A 17,848-nucleotide genomic window follows, 5' to 3' on the forward strand; every position below is an offset into this window, starting at 1 on the left:
TGGAGATTTTCATCCATGATTGATCATAAGCTTCCCGCCACCTGCATAGGTATGTATTGGGGAACAAGCGTCATGATCCGGGGAGAGGGGAAACGGCCGAAGGAGTATCTCATATGGGATGGAGGCGATTGGAATGAGTAACGATACACTCATCCAGCTGCTAGTGCTCATGGTGACGATCATCGGTCTGGTCCAAAACCGGTAAGTGGCAGGTTCCAGAAGGCGGGAGAATTGCCGTAGGCAATCTTCCGTTTTTTTCTGTGTTAAAAAGCTCGCAGATTAAGGAAGCTTACGGTACAATAGATGCTAGGCTACAGGTGACAAGACACCTGAATATACGTCTACATACGATATATTTTTAAGGGAGAGCGAATCATGAGTGAATTAACTTCATTACCACCAGCCAAAAAAAGAAAATTGCTGTTTAGCGCAGGGCTCAGCTGGTTGTTTGATGCTATGGATGTGGGGCTGCTTTCATTTATAGTCGCAGCGTTGGCAAAGGAGTGGCATCTGGGATCTGAGCAAATTGGACTGCTGACTGCAATGAATTCGATAGGAATGGTGTTCGGAGCCGCTTTGGCGGGGATTTTGGCGGATCGTTACGGCAGACGCGCCATATTAGTGTGGACATTGTTGATCTTTTCTATTGCCAGCGGCTTATCCGCTTTTGCGACAGGTCTCGGAATGCTGCTGGTGCTGCGTTTTATTGCTGGTGCAGGCTTGGGCGGGGAATTGCCTGTTGCTTCGACGCTGGTGTCAGAATCAGTGCCTGTGAAAGAACGAGGAAGAGCGGTTGTGCTGCTGGAAAGCTTCTGGGCGGCAGGCTGGATCCTTTCGGCTCTTATTGCTTATTTTGTTATTCCAAAGTATGGTTGGCAAATGGCATTTATTCTCGGCGCAGTACCTGCGCTGTACGCTCTTTATCTGCGCAGAGCTATTGAGGATTCACCGCGTTACAAGCAGCAAAGCGTTAAACTTCCGCTGCGTGCACGATTGGCTTCGATTTGGTCGGGACCCAATCGCAAGTCTACGCTGATGCTGTGGATTTTATGGTTCACAGTTGTATTTTCATACTACGGCATGTTCCTGTGGCTACCGAGCATTATGTTTATGAAAGGTTTCGAACTGGTTAAAAGCTTTGAATATGTACTGATCATGACGCTTGCGCAACTACCAGGTTACTTTACCGCCGCCTATCTAATTGAAAAGCTGGGGCGCAAATTCGTACTGATCATCTACTTGCTGCTCACAGCAGTGTCCGCCATTTGGTTCGGCACCTCGGAAACGGCGGGAATGCTGCTAGCTGCTGGTATCTGCTTGTCCTTTTTTAATCTCGGTGCTTGGGGAGCCATGTACGCTTATACTCCGGAATTGTACCCGACAGCGGTCCGTTCTACCGGTGTGGGTATGGCGGCTGCGTTTGGCCGTATTGGAGGCGTTATCGGGCCTTTTGCGGTCGGTATACTCGTAGGACAAGGCGTAGCGTTACCATCTATCTTTGTGATTTTCTTCGTAGCTATCTTGATCGGAGCAGCGGCTGTATGGTTGCTGGGTACGGAAACCAAAAACCAGGAGATTGACTAACCTTTACATTCACCTGTGTAAAGATTCATAATATAAGAGAGAGGAGTGACCTGAAATGGAGCATACCTTTCTGCTCAAGGCAGACTGGAACGGGGGGCGCAACAGCGACGGCCGTATTGAGGCTGGACAGTTGCGGACTGCAATTTCGATCCCAGCTGAGATGGGGGGCCCTGGTGTGGGCACCAATCCAGATGAAATGCTGCTCGGTGCCGCTGCTACCTGCTATTTGATTACTTTGGCGGCTATGATGGAGCGCGCGAGTCTCCCGGTGGCATCACTGGCGCTGGAATCCGAAGGGATTGTCGATGTAACGAACAATATTTTTACATATCGCCGAATTGTGCATCGTCCGCAGGTTCAATTGGCCGCCGATGCGACAGAATCGCAGATCGAACAAGCATTGCGACTGGCAGAGCAGGCAGAAACCTCATGCATGATCTCGCGTGCCGTAGCGGGAAATGTGGCGTTGTCCACAGAGCCCGTGGTGGAGCGCGCCTCTTAAAGCGATATTTGTAACAGGAGCAATCATTCCAATTGCCCATCATTTTTTTAATCCAAGGAGGACACAACCATGACAGCACAACAAAAATTGCTCGTATTCGCAGGCTCTTACGCCGAATTGGAAGGTAACGGAGTTTATTCGTACACTTTTAATGAACAGACAGGAGCACTTACACTACAGGATGAGTTCTCCGGCTTGAAAAATCCTACATTCCTGAATGTGGACGTCAAAAATCGGAAGCTGTATTCCATTGGAGAGACGACTTCTGCTGCAGGAGCGAAAGTAGGCGAAGCCTCTGCTTTCGAAATTGACCCAGTTAAAGGAACATTTACATTGCTGAATCGTGCGGAAAACGTGGGTGCAACAACTTGCCACATTCAGCGTGATCCATCTGATCGTTACCTTATTGTAGTCAGCTACCACGGAGGTATGGTGGGACTGGTATCTCTGACCGAGGACGGACGTATCGGTGAGTTGCTGGATGTTAAACAGCATGAGGGCAAAGGGGCACATCCTGAACGTCAGGATCGTCCACATCCACATTCCAGTTTCTTTAGTCCGGATGGCCGCTTCCTGTTCGTACAAGATCTCGGTCTGGATCTGATCCGCGTTTACACCATTGATGACAGCAAAGGACAACTGGTGCTTCATGGTGAAACGAAAACCCATGCAGGTGCAGGTCCACGTCATTTGACGTTCCACCCGAATGGTAAATTTGCTTTTGTCATTAACGAAGTGGATTCTTCCATTACTTCTTTTGCATACGATGCAGAGGCTGGCAAGCTCACTGAGCTTGAGAGCGTACCGACATTGCCGTCTGACTTTACAGGTGAAAACACAACTGCTGAAATTGCGATTTCGGGGGATGGAGCTTATCTGTACGGTTCCAACCGTGGGCATGACAGCATTGTGGTATACGCTGTAGATGGAGCAACTGGCAAGTTGAGCTTGGTCGAGCATGTATCTGCCGAAGGAGAGCATCCACGCCATTTTGCTTTGACTCCAAATGGTGACCATATGCTCGTGGCCAACCGCGACACCAACAACATTGTTACGTTCAAAGTGGACAAGGCAAGTGGACGCTTGACCTACACTGGGCAACAAGTAACCGTGTCCAAGCCAGTATGCGTACAGCCTTTTTACTTTTCTGTGTAAAAGGAGCGCTACATTTATATCATGCGGAGTGGTTAAGTGATAGTGATGCGGATAATGGTCGCTACGAGGACGGATCATTCTTCCGGTCGCTGTTGCCCCCGGATTTCTCGATTGTATGTTCAAGGGTAGAAATCCGGGGACAAAGGCGAACGCTCCGCTTCTTCAGAACAATTCCGTCCTCTCCGCTGCTTTAGTGCTTTTGGCGACCATTTTTTTATGCAGAAACAATAAATGAATACGTATATGTTGATGGTACTGATAGATTAACCAAGCATAGAAAATTTTTTAGTGAAAACGGCTCGTAGGATAACCTACAGCCGTTTTTATTTTAGGGCTTAGTCATTTCAAAAGAAGTCACTACCTACAAAAATAATATAAAATTTTATGGTTACAAATAAGATACGAATAATCTCGGCAGGAAAAGGGTACATATGTTATAAGCGGGACAAGAATCTCTCAATCCGATAATGCAAATCTAGGACAAGCATTGTGAGTTCCATATAAGGGTTAGAGGCTTAAAATAAAAGTATTATATTTGGCCTAAGTATTAGTTTAGGTCGTTGGCTTTTTTAGAGGCAAACTCATGAAAAATGAGCAATGGCAAGGATAAACTGAGTAACGAAGCGGGCAGATGGATTCGGAGAAGCGATAGCGTTCGCCTTTGGAACTTGATTTTAACCATTAAAATATATTCAAAAAATCAAGCTCCAACAGCGATCGGAGAAACCATCTGATCGCGAAGTGGGCCTCACAGACCGATAAGAGTATATAAAGGAGGAAACGAAATGAAAATTATCATTACGCAAAAGGAAGCCGTCGACAAAGGAATATGGACAGAGATCATGGGGATGTTTGCTGTGACCAAAGAGGACGAAGTATGGCAAAATGAAGAGTTTATTCTCACCGAAGAACAGGCACGTCAGGTCGGATTATTAAGATAGCAAAGACAAATAGGACATGTTATCAAGTTTTAAGACCAAGTCTTAAAAAATCGTAACTTCTTTTTTATGTATCTGATACACTTTTTAACCGTGCAACGTTTATGATAAGTACACAAGGGTAATGAAGCTTACAGACACCGTGTACATACCCAAACGGCAAGGAGAGATCAGACATGATGAAACTAGCTTCGAAATGGACCGTATTGGCTTTAATGATGATGCTGATTACGACGGCAGGGGCAACAGCGCAAGGCTACACGCCTGTAGCAGCTGCTGAAAATCAGGAGACCGTATATATAAACCAAATGGAGATTCGTGACGGACAAATTTATTTGTCGGCAGACCCGATTGAATGGTATGAAGGCGCGGCAGCTGACAAAGCATTTGTGGAGCATGAAGGAAATACAGGATTGGATGGAGCTCCGGATGGCTACTACATCGTAAACAATTCCGTGCAAAATGACGTGTATCAGGTTGCACCAGATGCTTCAGTAGAGGTGCAGATTTATGATCACACGGGTAACATAGAAGATACAGACGTGCAATGGAACGAATCGATTCCTCTGGCACAGTTTGAGAAAGATTTTGCTAAAAAGGACGTTCTGGACCTCAGTCAATTTCCATACCATATTACGCTTCGTGAGGGTAAAGTTATAAAAATCGTGCAGCAATTCATTCCTTAAAATAGAAGTAATCTCATTTCACAAACACGTGCTTTCACTTGATTATAGATCAGGGGAGCACGTGTTTTTTTATACTTTATAACAAAAAAAGAGGATATCCAGCCCATATAGGGCGCGGATATCCTCTTCTCTTCATAATATATGATTAGAACGATTTTGCTGTGTCTACTGCACGTTGTACAGCAGAAGCAACGATTTCTTGTGCTTGATCTGGAGATTGATTATGTCCTTCCAGAACAACTTTCACGATGTCTTTCACTCCGAAGAAGGATAAGATGTTGTTCATGAAGTTCAAAGACATTTCAGCTGCAGCAGCTGGTCCTTCGGAATAAACGCCGCCTCTTGCATTCAGCAGGGCTACTTTAGTTTCAGTTACGAGACCAACAGGACCTTCAGCAGTGTATTTGAATGTTTTACCAGCTTGGTTCAGATAGTCAATGTACGTATGCAGTACAGCTGGAATCGTCATGTTCCAGAGCGGGAAAGCAAATACGACTTTGTCTGCTGCCAGGAATTGATCCAGGTAGCCATTAGCAATGTTTGCCAGGCGAGCTTCTTCTGCGTTCAGCTCCATGCCTCTAGCGGATTTGAACGTGCCGTTGATCATGTTAGCGTTCAAATAAGGAAGCTCGACGGAGAACAGGTCCAGCTCAGTGATTTCATCAGTTGGGTGGGAAGACTTGTAGCTTTCTACGAAGGCGTTATACAATTTAACTGTTGCAGATTCTTCAGCTGTACGATCATTAGCTTTGACAAATAATACTTTAGACATGATTTATTTCCCCCTAAGTAAGTTGAATAAGTAAGTTAAGTTAGTAAGTTACCAAGTAATATTACAATATAAAGATAATATCTGTCAACACTTTTATATTAAATTTACTTTGAAAAGCTACTTTATTTTTTACACTAAAAATTTTACGTGTTTCTTTTGCAAAATATCAGTTTTGCGGTAAAATTTAAATGTAAAGTTTAATGAAGAGAATGGTTTGAGTAGGCGAAGAAGAAAATGAACATGGTGCCAGCAAGATATAGCACAATAGTTGAACGAAAAAAGGTGAGTAGCTTGAAGATAGGTTTTTTTGATTCAGGATTGGGTGGAATTACAGTATTGTCCGAGGCACTAAGACGTTTGCCAAACGAAAATTTTGTATACATGGCGGATACCCTTCATGTGCCTTACGGGACGAAAACTCCCCAAGAGGTGCTTGGTTATGTCAAGGCTTCAGTACAAACGATTCTAAAAGAAGATGTTAAGGCATTGGTAATTGCCTGCAATACGGCTACAAGTATCGCGGTTGCGGAGCTAAGGAAAGAATATCCTATTCCGATTATTGGTATGGAGCCAGCAGTGAAGCCAGCGGTCGAGATGAACCGATCCAATGGTAAAAGAGTTCTGGTGTTAGCCACACCATTGACCTTGAAACAATCCTGTTATGCAGCGCTGGTATCCAGAGTTGACGATCATGGGAGCGTGGACTCACTACCTCTGCCGGAGTTAGTACAGTATTGCGAACAGTTGAATTTTGACCGGGCAGAAATGTCCGAATATTTTAACCGGGAGCTGTCTTCGTTCAATCTCGACATATACGGTACGGTGGTATTGGGGTGTACTCATTATCCTTTTTATAAGGAGATTCTAAGGGAACTACTGCCTTCTCATATTCAGTTAATTGACGGGAGCCAGGGAACAGTTAGACGGTTGAAACAGGTGTTGTCTGAGCGTAATTTGCTGGAGCCTTCGCCAAAATCCGGTCCATCGCAGGAGGGACACATTACATTTCTATGTTCTAGTCAGGATGAGACCTATGTGCATAAGATGGAGCGGGCGCTTGAAATCTATGCGGAGCATGAAAAGATTTATTTTTAAAAGAAGAGCGGCTGGCGAACGTGTTGGATCTTAATGAAATATCCAAATCGCCAGCCGCATTGTTGATCAGACGCATGAAGGGAGGGCGTAAGATGGATGTTCAACTGATCCTGAATGAGCTTCACGAAACGGGCGTGCTTGAAAGCCATATGCGAAATCTCAAACCGCTGACCGGCGGAACTTCGAGCAAAGTGGTTGTTGTCATGGACGGAACTAAGCCGCGATACGTGATTAAGCAAAATGATCCCGCTGTCGTAGAAGCCGAGGCAGAATTCTTACATACCTATGTACAGGTTGAGAAACTATCGCGTTTGGTTTATGTAGATCCGTTGCACCGTTATTTGGTGTACACGTTCAGGTCGGGGCTCACACAGTATCATGGACAAAACAAAAGCGATTTGTTGCTTCGTCTGGCGACGGAGGTGATCTCGCACTACAAGCCTATTGGAGAGGAACGTCATTATGGTTATTCGGATCATCCGTTTGTGGAATGGAGAGATTTTCTACTGCACAGAACGAAGGAATCTGAAAAGATCATACAAGACGTTTTACCCCCAGAGGATCATCGGTTCGTTTATACCCTTGTGGCTGGATTGCCACAACGGAATATTAAATATTTGCTTCATGGTGACTGTGGAGTACATAATTTTGTGTTTACCGAAAACGGCACATTGACAGGTATTATTGACCCTGATCCAGTGGTGGGAGAACCTCTGTATGATCTAATATACGCCTTTTGTTCTTCAACGGATAGGCTGACCGTCGATACTATTTTGCCTGCTTTAGAGAAGCTTGGGCCGGAGATGGCAGGGGAATACGAGCTGAACAGGGAAGTGTTACTGGGATTATACTTTCGTATAGCTACCTGCATTCGCCATCATCCTAAAGACCTAAATACATATACAGAAGCGTGGACCTATTGGCTAGACAGGATTTGCTGAAAGGAATAGGGAACATGAGCATACAAGGGTGGAATCATATTTGCTTTTCGGTGTCTGATTTGGAGAAGTCTATACATTTCTATCAGAATATACTAGATGGAAAACTGCTCGTTAAAGGACGTAAGTTGGCTTACCTGGACTGCTTGGGAATGTGGCTGGCCCTCAATGTGGAGGAGGATATCCCAAGAAATGAAATTCATCAATCCTATACGCATATTGCATTTTCGGTAGCGGAAGCGGATTTTGAGAGCATGCTTAACAAGCTGAGAACTTTTAATGTCACCATTTTGCCCGGAAGAGAGCGGAATGAACAGGACAAAAGGTCGGTCTATTTTACAGATCCAGACGGACATAAGTTTGAATTCCACACAGGACAATTGCAGGACCGCTTGGACTATTATAGAAACGATAAAAAGCATATGACTTTTTATGATTGAGTAAGTGTTATCGATATTGACGTGTAGGTATTAAGTAATAATTGGGTCGCATTTAGGAGGAATACGGAAGGATGTCACTGTCTCAGGAAAACGGTTCCAAGCAAGCACAAGCCGTTAAAACGATGAAGGTTTTTGCAATCACTTGGCCGATCTTTATAGAGATGTTGTTTCACATTTTGATGGGTAGCGTGGATACGTTCATGCTAAGCCATGTTTCTGATGAGGTTGTATCGGCTGTAGGTGTATCAAGACAGTTGATTGAATTTACGATTATACTTTTCAATCTGCTTGGTCTTGGTGTAGGTGTGATCATTGCTCAGCTATTGGGGGCGCAAAAGCATGTGGATGCAAGCCGTGTTACGGCTTCGGCACTAACCTTTAATCTGGTGTTTGGTCTGGCGCTGAGTTTGATGTTTATTGTGAGCCGGGATTTTTTACTATCCTTTTATCATATTACCCCGACGATTAAGGAAAATGCAGAAATCTATATGATGCTGGCAGGGGGTTCGCTGTTTCTGGAAGCGCTCATGCTAACCGCAGGTCCGGTTATTCGCTCGCATGGTTTTACTAAAGATACGATGATCGTGGGCATTGGTATGAATATATTGCATATCGTGGGGAATGCGCTGCTCATTTATGGCTGGTTTGGTCTGCCGCAGATGGGAGTGGCGGGAGCAGCGATTTCAACAGTTATTAGCCGTGCTGTAGCGTGTGTCTGGATTTTTCTACTGCTGTACAAGCGTGTAAGTGCGCCGATTCGCATCCGGTATTATGTACAGCTTCAATGGAGTAAGCTGGTAGCCATCCTGAAGATTGGTATTCCTGCCGGGCTGGAATGGTTGTCTTATCAGCTTAGCCAAATGATGGTGACCCGGTTTGTCAGCTTTATGGGTACAACGGCGATCGCAACCCATTTTTATACGAATACAATTGTGTACTTTTTTATGGTATTTGGAATGGCTGTAGGTGAGGGGACAGAAATTATTGTTGCCCGCCTGATTGGAGCAGGAGACAAGGAAAAGGCCTATCATCAACTTTTACGGAGCCTGAAATGGTCTTTGGTCATTACGATTGCTGTGATCGTGGTAGTATCCTTTTTCCGATATGAAGTGATGGCGATCTTTACAGATGAGCCGGCGATCATTCAATTAGGGGCAGCAATTTTGCTCTTCTGTATATTGCTGGAGCCGGGCCGAGTGTTTAATCATGTTGTCATTAACTCCTTGCGAGCGGCGGGAGATGTTCAGTTCCCGTTGATGATGGCCATTATTTCAATGTGGGGGATTAAAATCCCGCTAGCATATGTGCTGGGCATTCATATGGGATATGGTGTGCTGGGAGTGTGGATTGCACATGCCTGCGATGAGTGGGTACGAGGCATTTTCCACTATTTACGCTGGAAGGGGCGGAAATGGCAGCACAAATCGCTGTTATCTAAGGCTGAACTTCAGGCGGAATCAGCCTAAGGCTGAAAGAGATTCTACAACAGACATTCTTCAAGCGAATTGGAGGATGTCTGTTTTTTTTACAAAAATAAGCAAAATGGGGATGTTCAAACTTTTCAAAAATTGCTAGAATATAGTAACCTCGAAGGTAGTAGAGGTTTTCAAAGTTTCAAAGACGGATGGTTTCCGATTGAATCCATGAAGGAGGGAATAAGATGGAACGTAAAGTGCATATCATTCCTTACCAAGTGATCAAGCAGGAGCAACAAGTGAATGAAATACCGCGAGGTGTAGAGCTGATTCAGGCTCCTGCGGTATGGAACCAGACTCGAGGCCGAGGCGTGAAGGTGGCGGTGCTGGACACGGGCTGTGATTCGGACCATCCTGATTTGAAGGCGCGCATTATTGGCGGCCGGAATTTCACGGATGATGATCAAGGTGATCCGGAAATTTTCAAGGATTACAACGGTCATGGTACGCATGTGGCAGGAACCATTGCGGCAGCAGAAAATGCGGATGGTGTCGTGGGTGTTGCTCCAGAGGCAGACCTACTCATCATCAAAGTGCTAAACAAGCAGGGCTCCGGTCAATATGACTGGATTATTCAAGGCATCTATTATGCGATTGAGCAAAAGGCAGATATCATATCGATGTCACTTGGCGGTCCTGAGGATGTGCCAGAGCTTCATGAAGCAGTAAAAAAGGCTGTAGCTAGCCAAATCTTAGTCATCTGTGCAGCTGGAAATGAGGGAGATGGTGACGACAGAACGGACGAGCTTGGCTACCCCGGCTGTTATAATGAAGTGATTAGCGTAGGTGCTATCAATTTTGACAGGCACACCTCAGAATTTAGTAATTCTAATAATGAGGTGGATTTGGTTGCACCGGGAGAAGATATTTTGTCCACCGTTCCGGGCGGCAAATATGCGACCTTTAGCGGAACTTCGATGGCTACTCCACACGTAGCAGGTGCATTGGCGTTGATTAAGCAGCTGGCGAATGCGAGCTTTGAGCGTGATCTCACCGAACCGGAATTATACGCACAACTCATCAAACGCACGATTCCACTGGGCAATTCTCCTAAGCTGGAGGGCAACGGTCTACTGTACTTGACGGCAGTGGAGGAGCTTTCTCGTATTTTCGACGCGCAGCGTGTAGCGGGAATACTAACTGTAGGATCATTGAAGGTTAAATAAACCGTAACTTCAATTCGGAAATATAGCGGCTCTCCTAAAGGGAGGGTCGTTTTTTTGGATTTCAAATCTTAGGAAAAACTCCATTTACATTGCATTCAAATGTCGGGTAACATATACCTCAAAGATAGGCATGAGTCAGAAGTGGAGGATGAATATGAACGATATCATGGCGCAAGCTGACGAGCGTAGACGAACAGGGCAAGCAGAGAAAGCACGTAAGCTTCTTTTAAAGGCATTAGAACAGCAGCAAAATGATGCAGAATTGTGGTATCAGACAGCTTGGACACATGATTCATTGGGCTTAGAGAGGGAAGCGGTTGCCTATTATGAAAAAAGCCTAGGTATGGCGTTATCCGCAGAATCAAGGAAAGGAGCCATCCTGGGATTAAGCAGTACATATCGTGTATTGGGAGATTACGCCAAGGCGAAAGCGTGGTTGGACACAGGAATGAACGAATTTCCGGATTACAGACCGTTTCGGGTATTTTACGCGATGGTGTTATACAATCTGGGGGAATACGGGAAAGCCATGCAGGAGCTGCTAATGGAGGTGGCTGAGACGACCTCGGATTTATCTACACAGGAGTACTCACGTGCTATTCAATATTATGCAGATAAACTGGATCAGATCGAGGCATAGGTGAACCGGAGTGAGAGCATAAGCAGTAACGTATATATATGCTCGTACATAAAAAGATCACAGTCAGAGAGCAGTAATTCTCTTCCCTGACTGTGATCTTTTACTGTTTATTGTTTAGCTATAGGGTCCGTAACTTGATGAGTTAAATAACTGTGATTACTGCGCACCTTCAGTAACGGCAATTTCTTTCTCCAGGTTTTCTCTGGACAGGTTGGCCTTCAAGTAATCCGGCGTATCGGGCAGGACCAGGTGCAGATTGGATTTTTGACAAATGCGGATGGTACACTTTTCGACGATAAAATCAAAGACATGCCCGCCTCCGGTGCGTTCATCGTTAATAAAATGCAGATGAAATCCGGCTACCCCAATACCTTGAGCATAGGCAGGTGTCCAAAAACCTGTAATCACGCCGGAAGCCTCATTAAAAGTGAAGGTAGGCTGTGATTTGGTCGCTTCGATAAAAGGTTTGTATGGTTTAACTTGGTGAGGCACGGTCCGTGTCTTTACTTCATGAAAAGTGCCATCCATACGGAAGGCATAGAACAGATTACGGCTTGGAAACAACGTTAACAGCAGAGCTTCCAGCTCTTCACGATGCATAGGGCGGTCAATAGTATATGTGAAATCTTCCTGGAAAAAGGTGACAGTGGAAAAAGGTGTAGTTTCTTCCGGTTTTACGCGATGGGCCGTACCGTCTGGAAGCAAGTGATAAAATTCACCATCGAACGCGATCATCTCGCCATTCAGTTGATCAAAGGTACCAATTCCGAAATCCCCGTGCTTTTGCAACTCCTCAAAGGCAACAACTCCGTCATAAAGACCATCTAATAGAGCAAGCATAGTGGATGTTTGGTAAATATCATGATCAGCTTCTTGCTTGGTTTCCAATTGCGCAACGGTCATGGCAATACACTTCCTTTTATAATTGTATGCATTTATTTTCTTTCTTTTTCAATAATAAACGTAAAATTTCAGTAAATAACATGAATAACTCAAAAAAATCATTAAAAAAACGTTATACTCCATAATTGTCATAAAGCCGTCACGACTGAGGCATGGTTAAGGTTAGTTTAATTGGTTAGGCAGCAGTTTACGTCCCAACTGGATGTTATCCTGATAATCAATCGGAATATCGACGACCACAGGACCATCGGTATGAAGTGCCTGCTGCAATACACTTTCTAGTTCTTCAGGAGAGTGCACGCGTAATCCAGTGGCGCCGAAGCTTTCAGCATATTTCACTACATCAACATCTCCAAATTTTACACCAGACGTTCTTCCGTATTTAATCTGTTGTTGAAAAGCGACCATGTCATAGGAACCATCTCTCCATACGATATGCACCAACGGTGAGTTAAGACGTACGGCGGTTTCGAGCTCCATGGATGAAAAAAGAAATCCTCCGTCTCCAGAAATAGAAACGACTTTGTGACCGGGATTGACGAGCGTGGCAGCAATCCCCCAAGGCAGCGCTACGCCTAGCGTCTGCATTCCGTTGCTGAATAGAAGGCGCCGCGGTTCATACGAACGGAAATATCGTGCCATCCAAATATAGTGTGAACCGACATCACAGGTGACTGTGACGTTATCATCAATCAGGCTGCGCAGTGTACGAATAAATTGCAATGGATGAATCAGAAAATCATGCTTGTGTGCGGGAACAGCCGCTTGCTCGTTTAGATCATGGCGCAGACGATTCAATTGGTCGCAGGAGGATTTAGGTAGCTTTAAGGTAGGTAATTCTTCTGCAAGGCTACCCACAATCAGGGCTATATTTCCGATTAGCTCGTAGTCCGGTTGATAATCATGATCAATATCGGCTTGATGGTCATCCAGATGAATGAGTGTTCGGTTTGCCGGAATGTTCCAGTTTTTTGGATCGTATTCGATAGGATCATAGCCAATCGTCAGTACCAAATCTGCGGCTCCAAGAAGCATATCACCCGGTTGATTGTGGAACAGACCCACTCTTCCAAAATAGTGGTCTTCTAGTTCACGGGAGATGGCTCCAGCGGCCTGGAAGGTTTCGACAACAGGCAGATCTGTATCTCGGATGAGAGCACGGATAGCTGCGGTGGCTTCAGGCGTGCTGGCTTTCATGCCGAGAAGAAGTACGGGCAGCTTGGCTTTTTTGATTTGCTCTGCGACTTGTTTGATGAGTCCGGCGGGTGCGGTTCCGAGTTGGGGAAGAGAAACCTTCTCAATGACTGTTACTTCAGATGACGAAGTCAACACGTCCTGCGGCAGGCTGACGAATGTGGCTCCAGGCTGGGCTGAGGTCGCAATTCGAAATGCATTAGCAATTGCTTCCGGTACATTATCAGGATGTTCTACTTCTACACTGTATTTGGTGATGGGTTCGAATAGTCCGGCGTTATCCATAGATTGGTGCGTGCGTTTCAAGCGTTCGGATCTTGGGACTGCACCCGCAATGGCGACGACAGGATCACTTTCTGCATTAGCGGTGACAAGTCCTGTCGCCAAGTTAGATGCGCCTGGACCTGAGGTAACAATGCATACGCCCGGTTTACCGGTTAATCGACCGACTGCCGCTGCCATAAAGGCGGCATTTTGTTCATGACGACATACGATCAATTCGGGCCCCCGATCTTGAAGAACATCAAAAACAGAATCGATCTTGGCACCTGGAATGCCAAAAATATGGGTAACCCCTTGCTTGATCAAGCAATCGACAACAAGGTCGGCTCCTTTTGTATCGGATATAGTTTTAGTTTGAACAGCTTGCACTTTTGTACTCAATGCTACCACCTCTTCTTCTCCTCTGTGAAATAACTAATGAAATACTTTTAATGTAAATCAATGGATGTATATTGCAATTATAATACAATAACTGGTATTTTCAAGAAAGAAATTTTCAGAAAAAAAGAGAAAAATATATAAAACGTTTTCAAAGTTTGATCTATCACGGAAAATTAAAATTGTGGAATTTTCTTGTGGTGTCGGTCATCGAGAAGGTATAGAACAGATCTGTCCCAAATGGAGGCAGATCATTTTTATCCGCTCACATGATAAAAATCACTTTCCTCTACAAAGGATAGCGGTTACAATGTAATTGTTGTTAACGTAAACATTAAATTTAAGGTGAAGCAAACCAGTATGACATGATGTACAGGTATCATATTATAGTTGTATTGTCCTGTACAAATCATATGGATTTCCCACTGCTATGGGGAATGTAATTGTTAAAAGGCAAGTAGTATCTCGAACATTTTTGTTAACGTTAACAATTTATTAGGAAACACGATTATAGAAGGGATGAGAGAGTAATGACTAAAGCGTTTTTAGACGAAAACTTTTTGTTGAGCAATCCAACGGCTGAAATCTTGTACCATCAGTACGCCAAGGATATGCCGATTATCGACTATCATTGTCATTTAAGTCCACAAGAAATTTATGAAAATAAAGCGTTCAAAAATATTACGGAAGCCTGGTTGTACGGAGATCATTACAAGTGGAGACTTATGCGGGCTAATGGGGTTGAGGAACGCCTGATTACGGGGGATGGTGAAGATTATGACAAGTTTTTGGCTTGGGCCAAAACCGTACCTACACTAATAGGCAACCCGCTGTACCATTGGACGCATTTGGAGCTTCAACGCTTTTTTGGTGTCTATGAGCTGCTGAATGAACAGAACGCACCAGTGATCTGGGAAAAGGTAAACCAAAAGCTGCAGGGAAAGGGATTTGGCGCACGTGATCTGATTGTGAACTCGAAGGTAACTGTGGTGTGCACCACGGATGATCCGACGGACCATCTCGAATACCACAAACAAATCAGCAAGCTGACCGATTTCCCAGTGGCAGTGCTGCCAAGCTTCCGCCCCGATAAAGCTTTGGAAATTAATCGTGAAACTTTCCAGCCTTGGGTGGCTCGGTTGGGTGAAGTCAGCGGACTGGATGTTTCTGGCCTGGAAGGATTTTTGAATGCGCTGGCGAGCCGGGTGCGCCATTTCCATGCTGCTGGAGGCCGGGTATCTGATCATGCGCTGGATACTGTAGTCTATGAAGAAACGAAACTGGAGGAAGCGGCAGCCATATTCAGCAAGGCGCTGGAGGAAGGCCATGTGACTCCTTTAGAGGAGGCGAAATATAAATCATACGTTCTGGTTTTCCTTGGCAAACAGTATGCAGAACATGGCTGGGCTATGCAATACCACATTCACGCGCTGCGTAACAACAACACGGCTATGTTCCGTCATTTAGGACCGGATACAGGCTACGATGCCGTAAATGATGGCTCTATCGCTCGTCCATTGGCGGCATTGCTGGACGCACAGGAGCTGGCAGGTGGATTACCGAGAACCATTTTGTATTCGCTTAATTCGGTTGATTATCCAGTACTGGCAAGTCTCGCGGGCTGCTTCCAATCCGGTGGAACTGTAGGGAAAATCCAGTTTGGCACGGCATGGTGGTATAACGACCATATCGAAGGCATGCAGGAGCAGATGAAGTTGCTGGCTAACTATGGGGTGCTGTCCCGCTTTATTGGTATGCTGACGGATTCCCGCAGCTTCCTTTCCTACACACGCCATGAATATTTCCGCCGTATACTCTGTGACTTAATTGGGACGTGGGTTCAGGAGGGTAAGGCGCCTGAGGATCTGGAACTGCTCGGAGCAATGGTACAAAACATTTGCTACAATAACGCTGAGCAATATTTTAATTTCCCAACAGTTGTTCATAGTAAGTGAAGCTACCGCCTAAGGTGAGAACTCACTAACTTTATAAAAAATAGCTCTTGCCAGGAGCTTGTTTCAAACTCCCGGTAAGAGCAATTGAAAACAAAATAGTTATCAACTGAGGATTTTGCAAAAATCCCATAAGCGACTTCCAATGAACAAGATATAGATCGAAATGGTTTAGTTCGTCTGTATCTTGCACTTCGGAGCGACTGGAATCGAATTTTGCAAAATCCTGAACTAGATATGTGAAAATAATTACAAACATAGAGGAGTGTGTAGGTATGGGAGTGCCTATCGTGCAGGAGAGCGTCCAAACTGACAACAAGACAGGCGAGCATATTAGCCTGAAAGAAAAGATTTCGTATGGTATGGGTGACTTTGGAAACGGATTCATGTTTGATTTGGGGCAGTTGTATTTGCTGAAATTTTTTACAGATGTAGCAGGGGTTTCTGCAGGAGCCGCCGCAGGCATTTTCTTGGTCAGCAAGCTGTTTGCCGCCATCTGTGATCCCATTGTCGGGTCCTTTGTTGATTATCGCAAACATATCGGTGCACGTGGAAAATTTAGGCCTTTTCTTATCGTTGGAAGCGTTATCCTTGCAATTCTTACGGTTCTAACCTTTATTTCGCCGAATATTTCCCCCACAGGAAAACTCATTTACGCCTATGCGTCCTATATGATCTGGGGGATCGGCTACTCTATTGTAAACATTCCATACGGCTCGCTGGGTGCCGCCATTACGCAGGATACTCATCAGCGTGCTTCATTGTCATCTTTCCGTCAGGCAGGATCTCTGGGCGCATTATTTGTCACCAGTGTCGTTGTCATGCCGCTTATTTTACTGTTTCCTAACCATCATGTTGGCTATCCGGTTGTGATGGGGATTATGTCACTCATTGGTGTGATCGCTTTCATCATATGTTACCGAGGAACGAAAGAACGTATTATTAGCCAGTCCGGGCCAAAAGAGAAGCTATCTATAGGCGTTATCGTGCATACCTTTACGAATAACAAGCCTTTGCTGGTACTCGTTTTGATGACGATTTTCACCATATCCGCGTACAATATTAAGTCCGCACTGCTGATCTATTTTGCCGAATATAACTTGGGGCATGTAGAATTAATGGCTTATATGAATTTTATTATTATCGGTTCGTCGCTACTGGGTGTGTTGTTCCTGCCCAAGCTGGTACGGCGCTTCGGTAAACGAAAAACAGCTATACTGGGGATGCTGGTTAGTGTCATTGCCGACTCTATTAACTTTTTCATGCCTTCAAATGTATATATTTTCACAATCCTGGCCAGTATTTCGTTCATTGGTATTAGTATTCCTAACGGGGTTACCTGGGCATTCGTGTCCGATATCATTGATTATGGCGAATGGTCATCCGGGGAGCGTAAGGAAGGGATTACTTACTCGTTATTTAACTTTTCACGTAAGCTGGCTCAATCCTTGTCTGGCTTTCTATCGGGTATTGGACTAGCGCTCATCGGCTATGTTCCGAATGTGGTTCAGTCCTCTGGAACGCTGCTTGGGATCAAGGCATTACTTTGTCTCTATCCGGCTGTTGCCCTGGCTTTGGCCATGCTGGTCATCGGTAAAATGTACAAGCTGACTGACAGTAGACATGCAGAAATGGTTCAAGAGTTACAGCGTCGACATGCGGACAACCGCGTATAATTTGTGAAAGTCTTCTTTTCCGGGCGGCTCCTGTGGTATGGTGGGTATATAATTTTTTTAGAGCCTCACTAA

Annotated in this window: 17 protein-coding genes; 14 read left to right on the forward strand and 3 right to left on the reverse strand. The window is 45.0% G+C overall.

Annotated features, from left to right (window positions below; genetic code table 11):
• Positions 1-15 precede the first annotated feature (15 nt).
• From NLX82_RS27565 to NLX82_RS12215, 6 genes are all read left to right on the forward strand, one after another.
• A complete protein-coding gene (locus NLX82_RS27565; RefSeq protein ID WP_023988306.1) occupies positions 16-141 on the forward strand; it encodes a hypothetical protein in 126 nt (41 codons plus the stop codon).
• Between the two features lie 234 nt (positions 142-375).
• A complete protein-coding gene (locus NLX82_RS12195; RefSeq protein ID WP_023988307.1) occupies positions 376-1,584 on the forward strand; it encodes an MFS transporter in 1,209 nt (402 codons plus the stop codon).
• 55 nt (positions 1,585-1,639) lie between these two features.
• Positions 1,640-2,086 (forward strand): OsmC family protein, encoded by a 447-nt coding sequence (locus NLX82_RS12200; protein WP_013310026.1) that lies wholly within the window; start codon positions 1,640-1,642, stop codon positions 2,084-2,086.
• 69 nt (positions 2,087-2,155) lie between these two features.
• A complete protein-coding gene (locus NLX82_RS12205; RefSeq protein ID WP_025723669.1) occupies positions 2,156-3,241 on the forward strand; it encodes a lactonase family protein in 1,086 nt (361 codons plus the stop codon).
• Positions 3,242-4,026: 785 nt separating this feature from the next.
• Positions 4,027-4,182, forward strand: a complete 156-nt coding sequence (locus NLX82_RS12210; RefSeq protein ID WP_023988309.1) for a hypothetical protein — start codon at positions 4,027-4,029, stop codon at positions 4,180-4,182.
• Between the two features lie 173 nt (positions 4,183-4,355).
• Positions 4,356-4,865, forward strand: coding sequence for a hypothetical protein (locus tag NLX82_RS12215; protein ID WP_023988310.1), 510 nt, complete (start codon positions 4,356-4,358; stop codon positions 4,863-4,865).
• A gap of 145 nt (positions 4,866-5,010) precedes the next feature.
• Here the strand turns inward: NLX82_RS12215 and NLX82_RS12220 are convergent, their stop codons facing one another.
• A complete protein-coding gene (locus tag NLX82_RS12220) occupies positions 5,011-5,637 on the reverse strand; it encodes an FMN-dependent NADH-azoreductase (protein WP_025723667.1) in 627 nt (208 codons plus the stop codon).
• A 240-nt stretch (positions 5,638-5,877) separates the two neighbouring features.
• Between NLX82_RS12220 and murI the strand changes: the two genes are divergently transcribed.
• The 6 genes from murI (at position 5,878) to NLX82_RS12250 (ending at position 11,391) form a co-directional block, all read left to right on the forward strand.
• Positions 5,878-6,732, forward strand: a complete 855-nt coding sequence (gene murI / locus NLX82_RS12225) for a glutamate racemase (protein ID WP_053325296.1) — start codon at positions 5,878-5,880, stop codon at positions 6,730-6,732.
• A gap of 92 nt (positions 6,733-6,824) precedes the next feature.
• A complete protein-coding gene (locus NLX82_RS12230; RefSeq protein WP_076160173.1) occupies positions 6,825-7,673 on the forward strand; it encodes an aminoglycoside phosphotransferase family protein in 849 nt (282 codons plus the stop codon).
• A gap of 14 nt (positions 7,674-7,687) precedes the next feature.
• On the forward strand, positions 7,688-8,110 hold the full coding sequence (fosB, locus tag NLX82_RS12235) for a metallothiol transferase FosB (protein WP_023988314.1): 423 nt from the start codon (positions 7,688-7,690) through the stop codon (positions 8,108-8,110).
• 71 nt (positions 8,111-8,181) lie between these two features.
• A complete protein-coding gene (locus tag NLX82_RS12240) occupies positions 8,182-9,576 on the forward strand; it encodes an MATE family efflux transporter (RefSeq protein WP_068940735.1) in 1,395 nt (464 codons plus the stop codon).
• Between the two features lie 194 nt (positions 9,577-9,770).
• Entirely contained in the window at positions 9,771-10,751 is a 981-nt protein-coding gene (locus NLX82_RS12245; protein ID WP_028542402.1) for a S8 family peptidase, read from the forward strand.
• Between the two features lie 154 nt (positions 10,752-10,905).
• Positions 10,906-11,391: a tetratricopeptide repeat protein gene (locus tag NLX82_RS12250; RefSeq protein ID WP_254348148.1), complete on the forward strand. Its 486-nt coding sequence runs from the start codon at positions 10,906-10,908 to the stop codon at positions 11,389-11,391.
• A gap of 156 nt (positions 11,392-11,547) precedes the next feature.
• Here the strand turns inward: NLX82_RS12250 and budA are convergent, their stop codons facing one another.
• Both budA and alsS read right to left on the reverse strand, forming a co-directional pair.
• Positions 11,548-12,294: an acetolactate decarboxylase gene (budA, locus tag NLX82_RS12255; protein ID WP_025722973.1), complete on the reverse strand. Its 747-nt coding sequence runs from the start codon at positions 12,292-12,294 to the stop codon at positions 11,548-11,550.
• A gap of 162 nt (positions 12,295-12,456) precedes the next feature.
• Complete coding sequence (gene alsS / locus NLX82_RS12260) at positions 12,457-14,160, reverse strand: acetolactate synthase AlsS (protein ID WP_172828313.1); 1,704 nt, start codon at positions 14,158-14,160, stop codon at positions 12,457-12,459.
• A 518-nt stretch (positions 14,161-14,678) separates the two neighbouring features.
• Here alsS and uxaC point away from each other — a divergent pair.
• Positions 14,679-16,103, forward strand: coding sequence for a glucuronate isomerase (gene uxaC, locus NLX82_RS12265; protein ID WP_023988321.1), 1,425 nt, complete (start codon positions 14,679-14,681; stop codon positions 16,101-16,103).
• Positions 16,104-16,375: 272 nt separating this feature from the next.
• A complete protein-coding gene (locus NLX82_RS12270; RefSeq protein WP_023988322.1) occupies positions 16,376-17,776 on the forward strand; it encodes an MFS transporter in 1,401 nt (466 codons plus the stop codon).
• Positions 17,777-17,848: the final 72 nt, after the last annotated feature.

It is taken from the genome of Paenibacillus sp. A3M_27_13 (assembly GCF_024213315.1).
GTDB classification, from domain to species: domain Bacteria; phylum Bacillota; class Bacilli; order Paenibacillales; family Paenibacillaceae; genus Paenibacillus; species Paenibacillus polymyxa_B.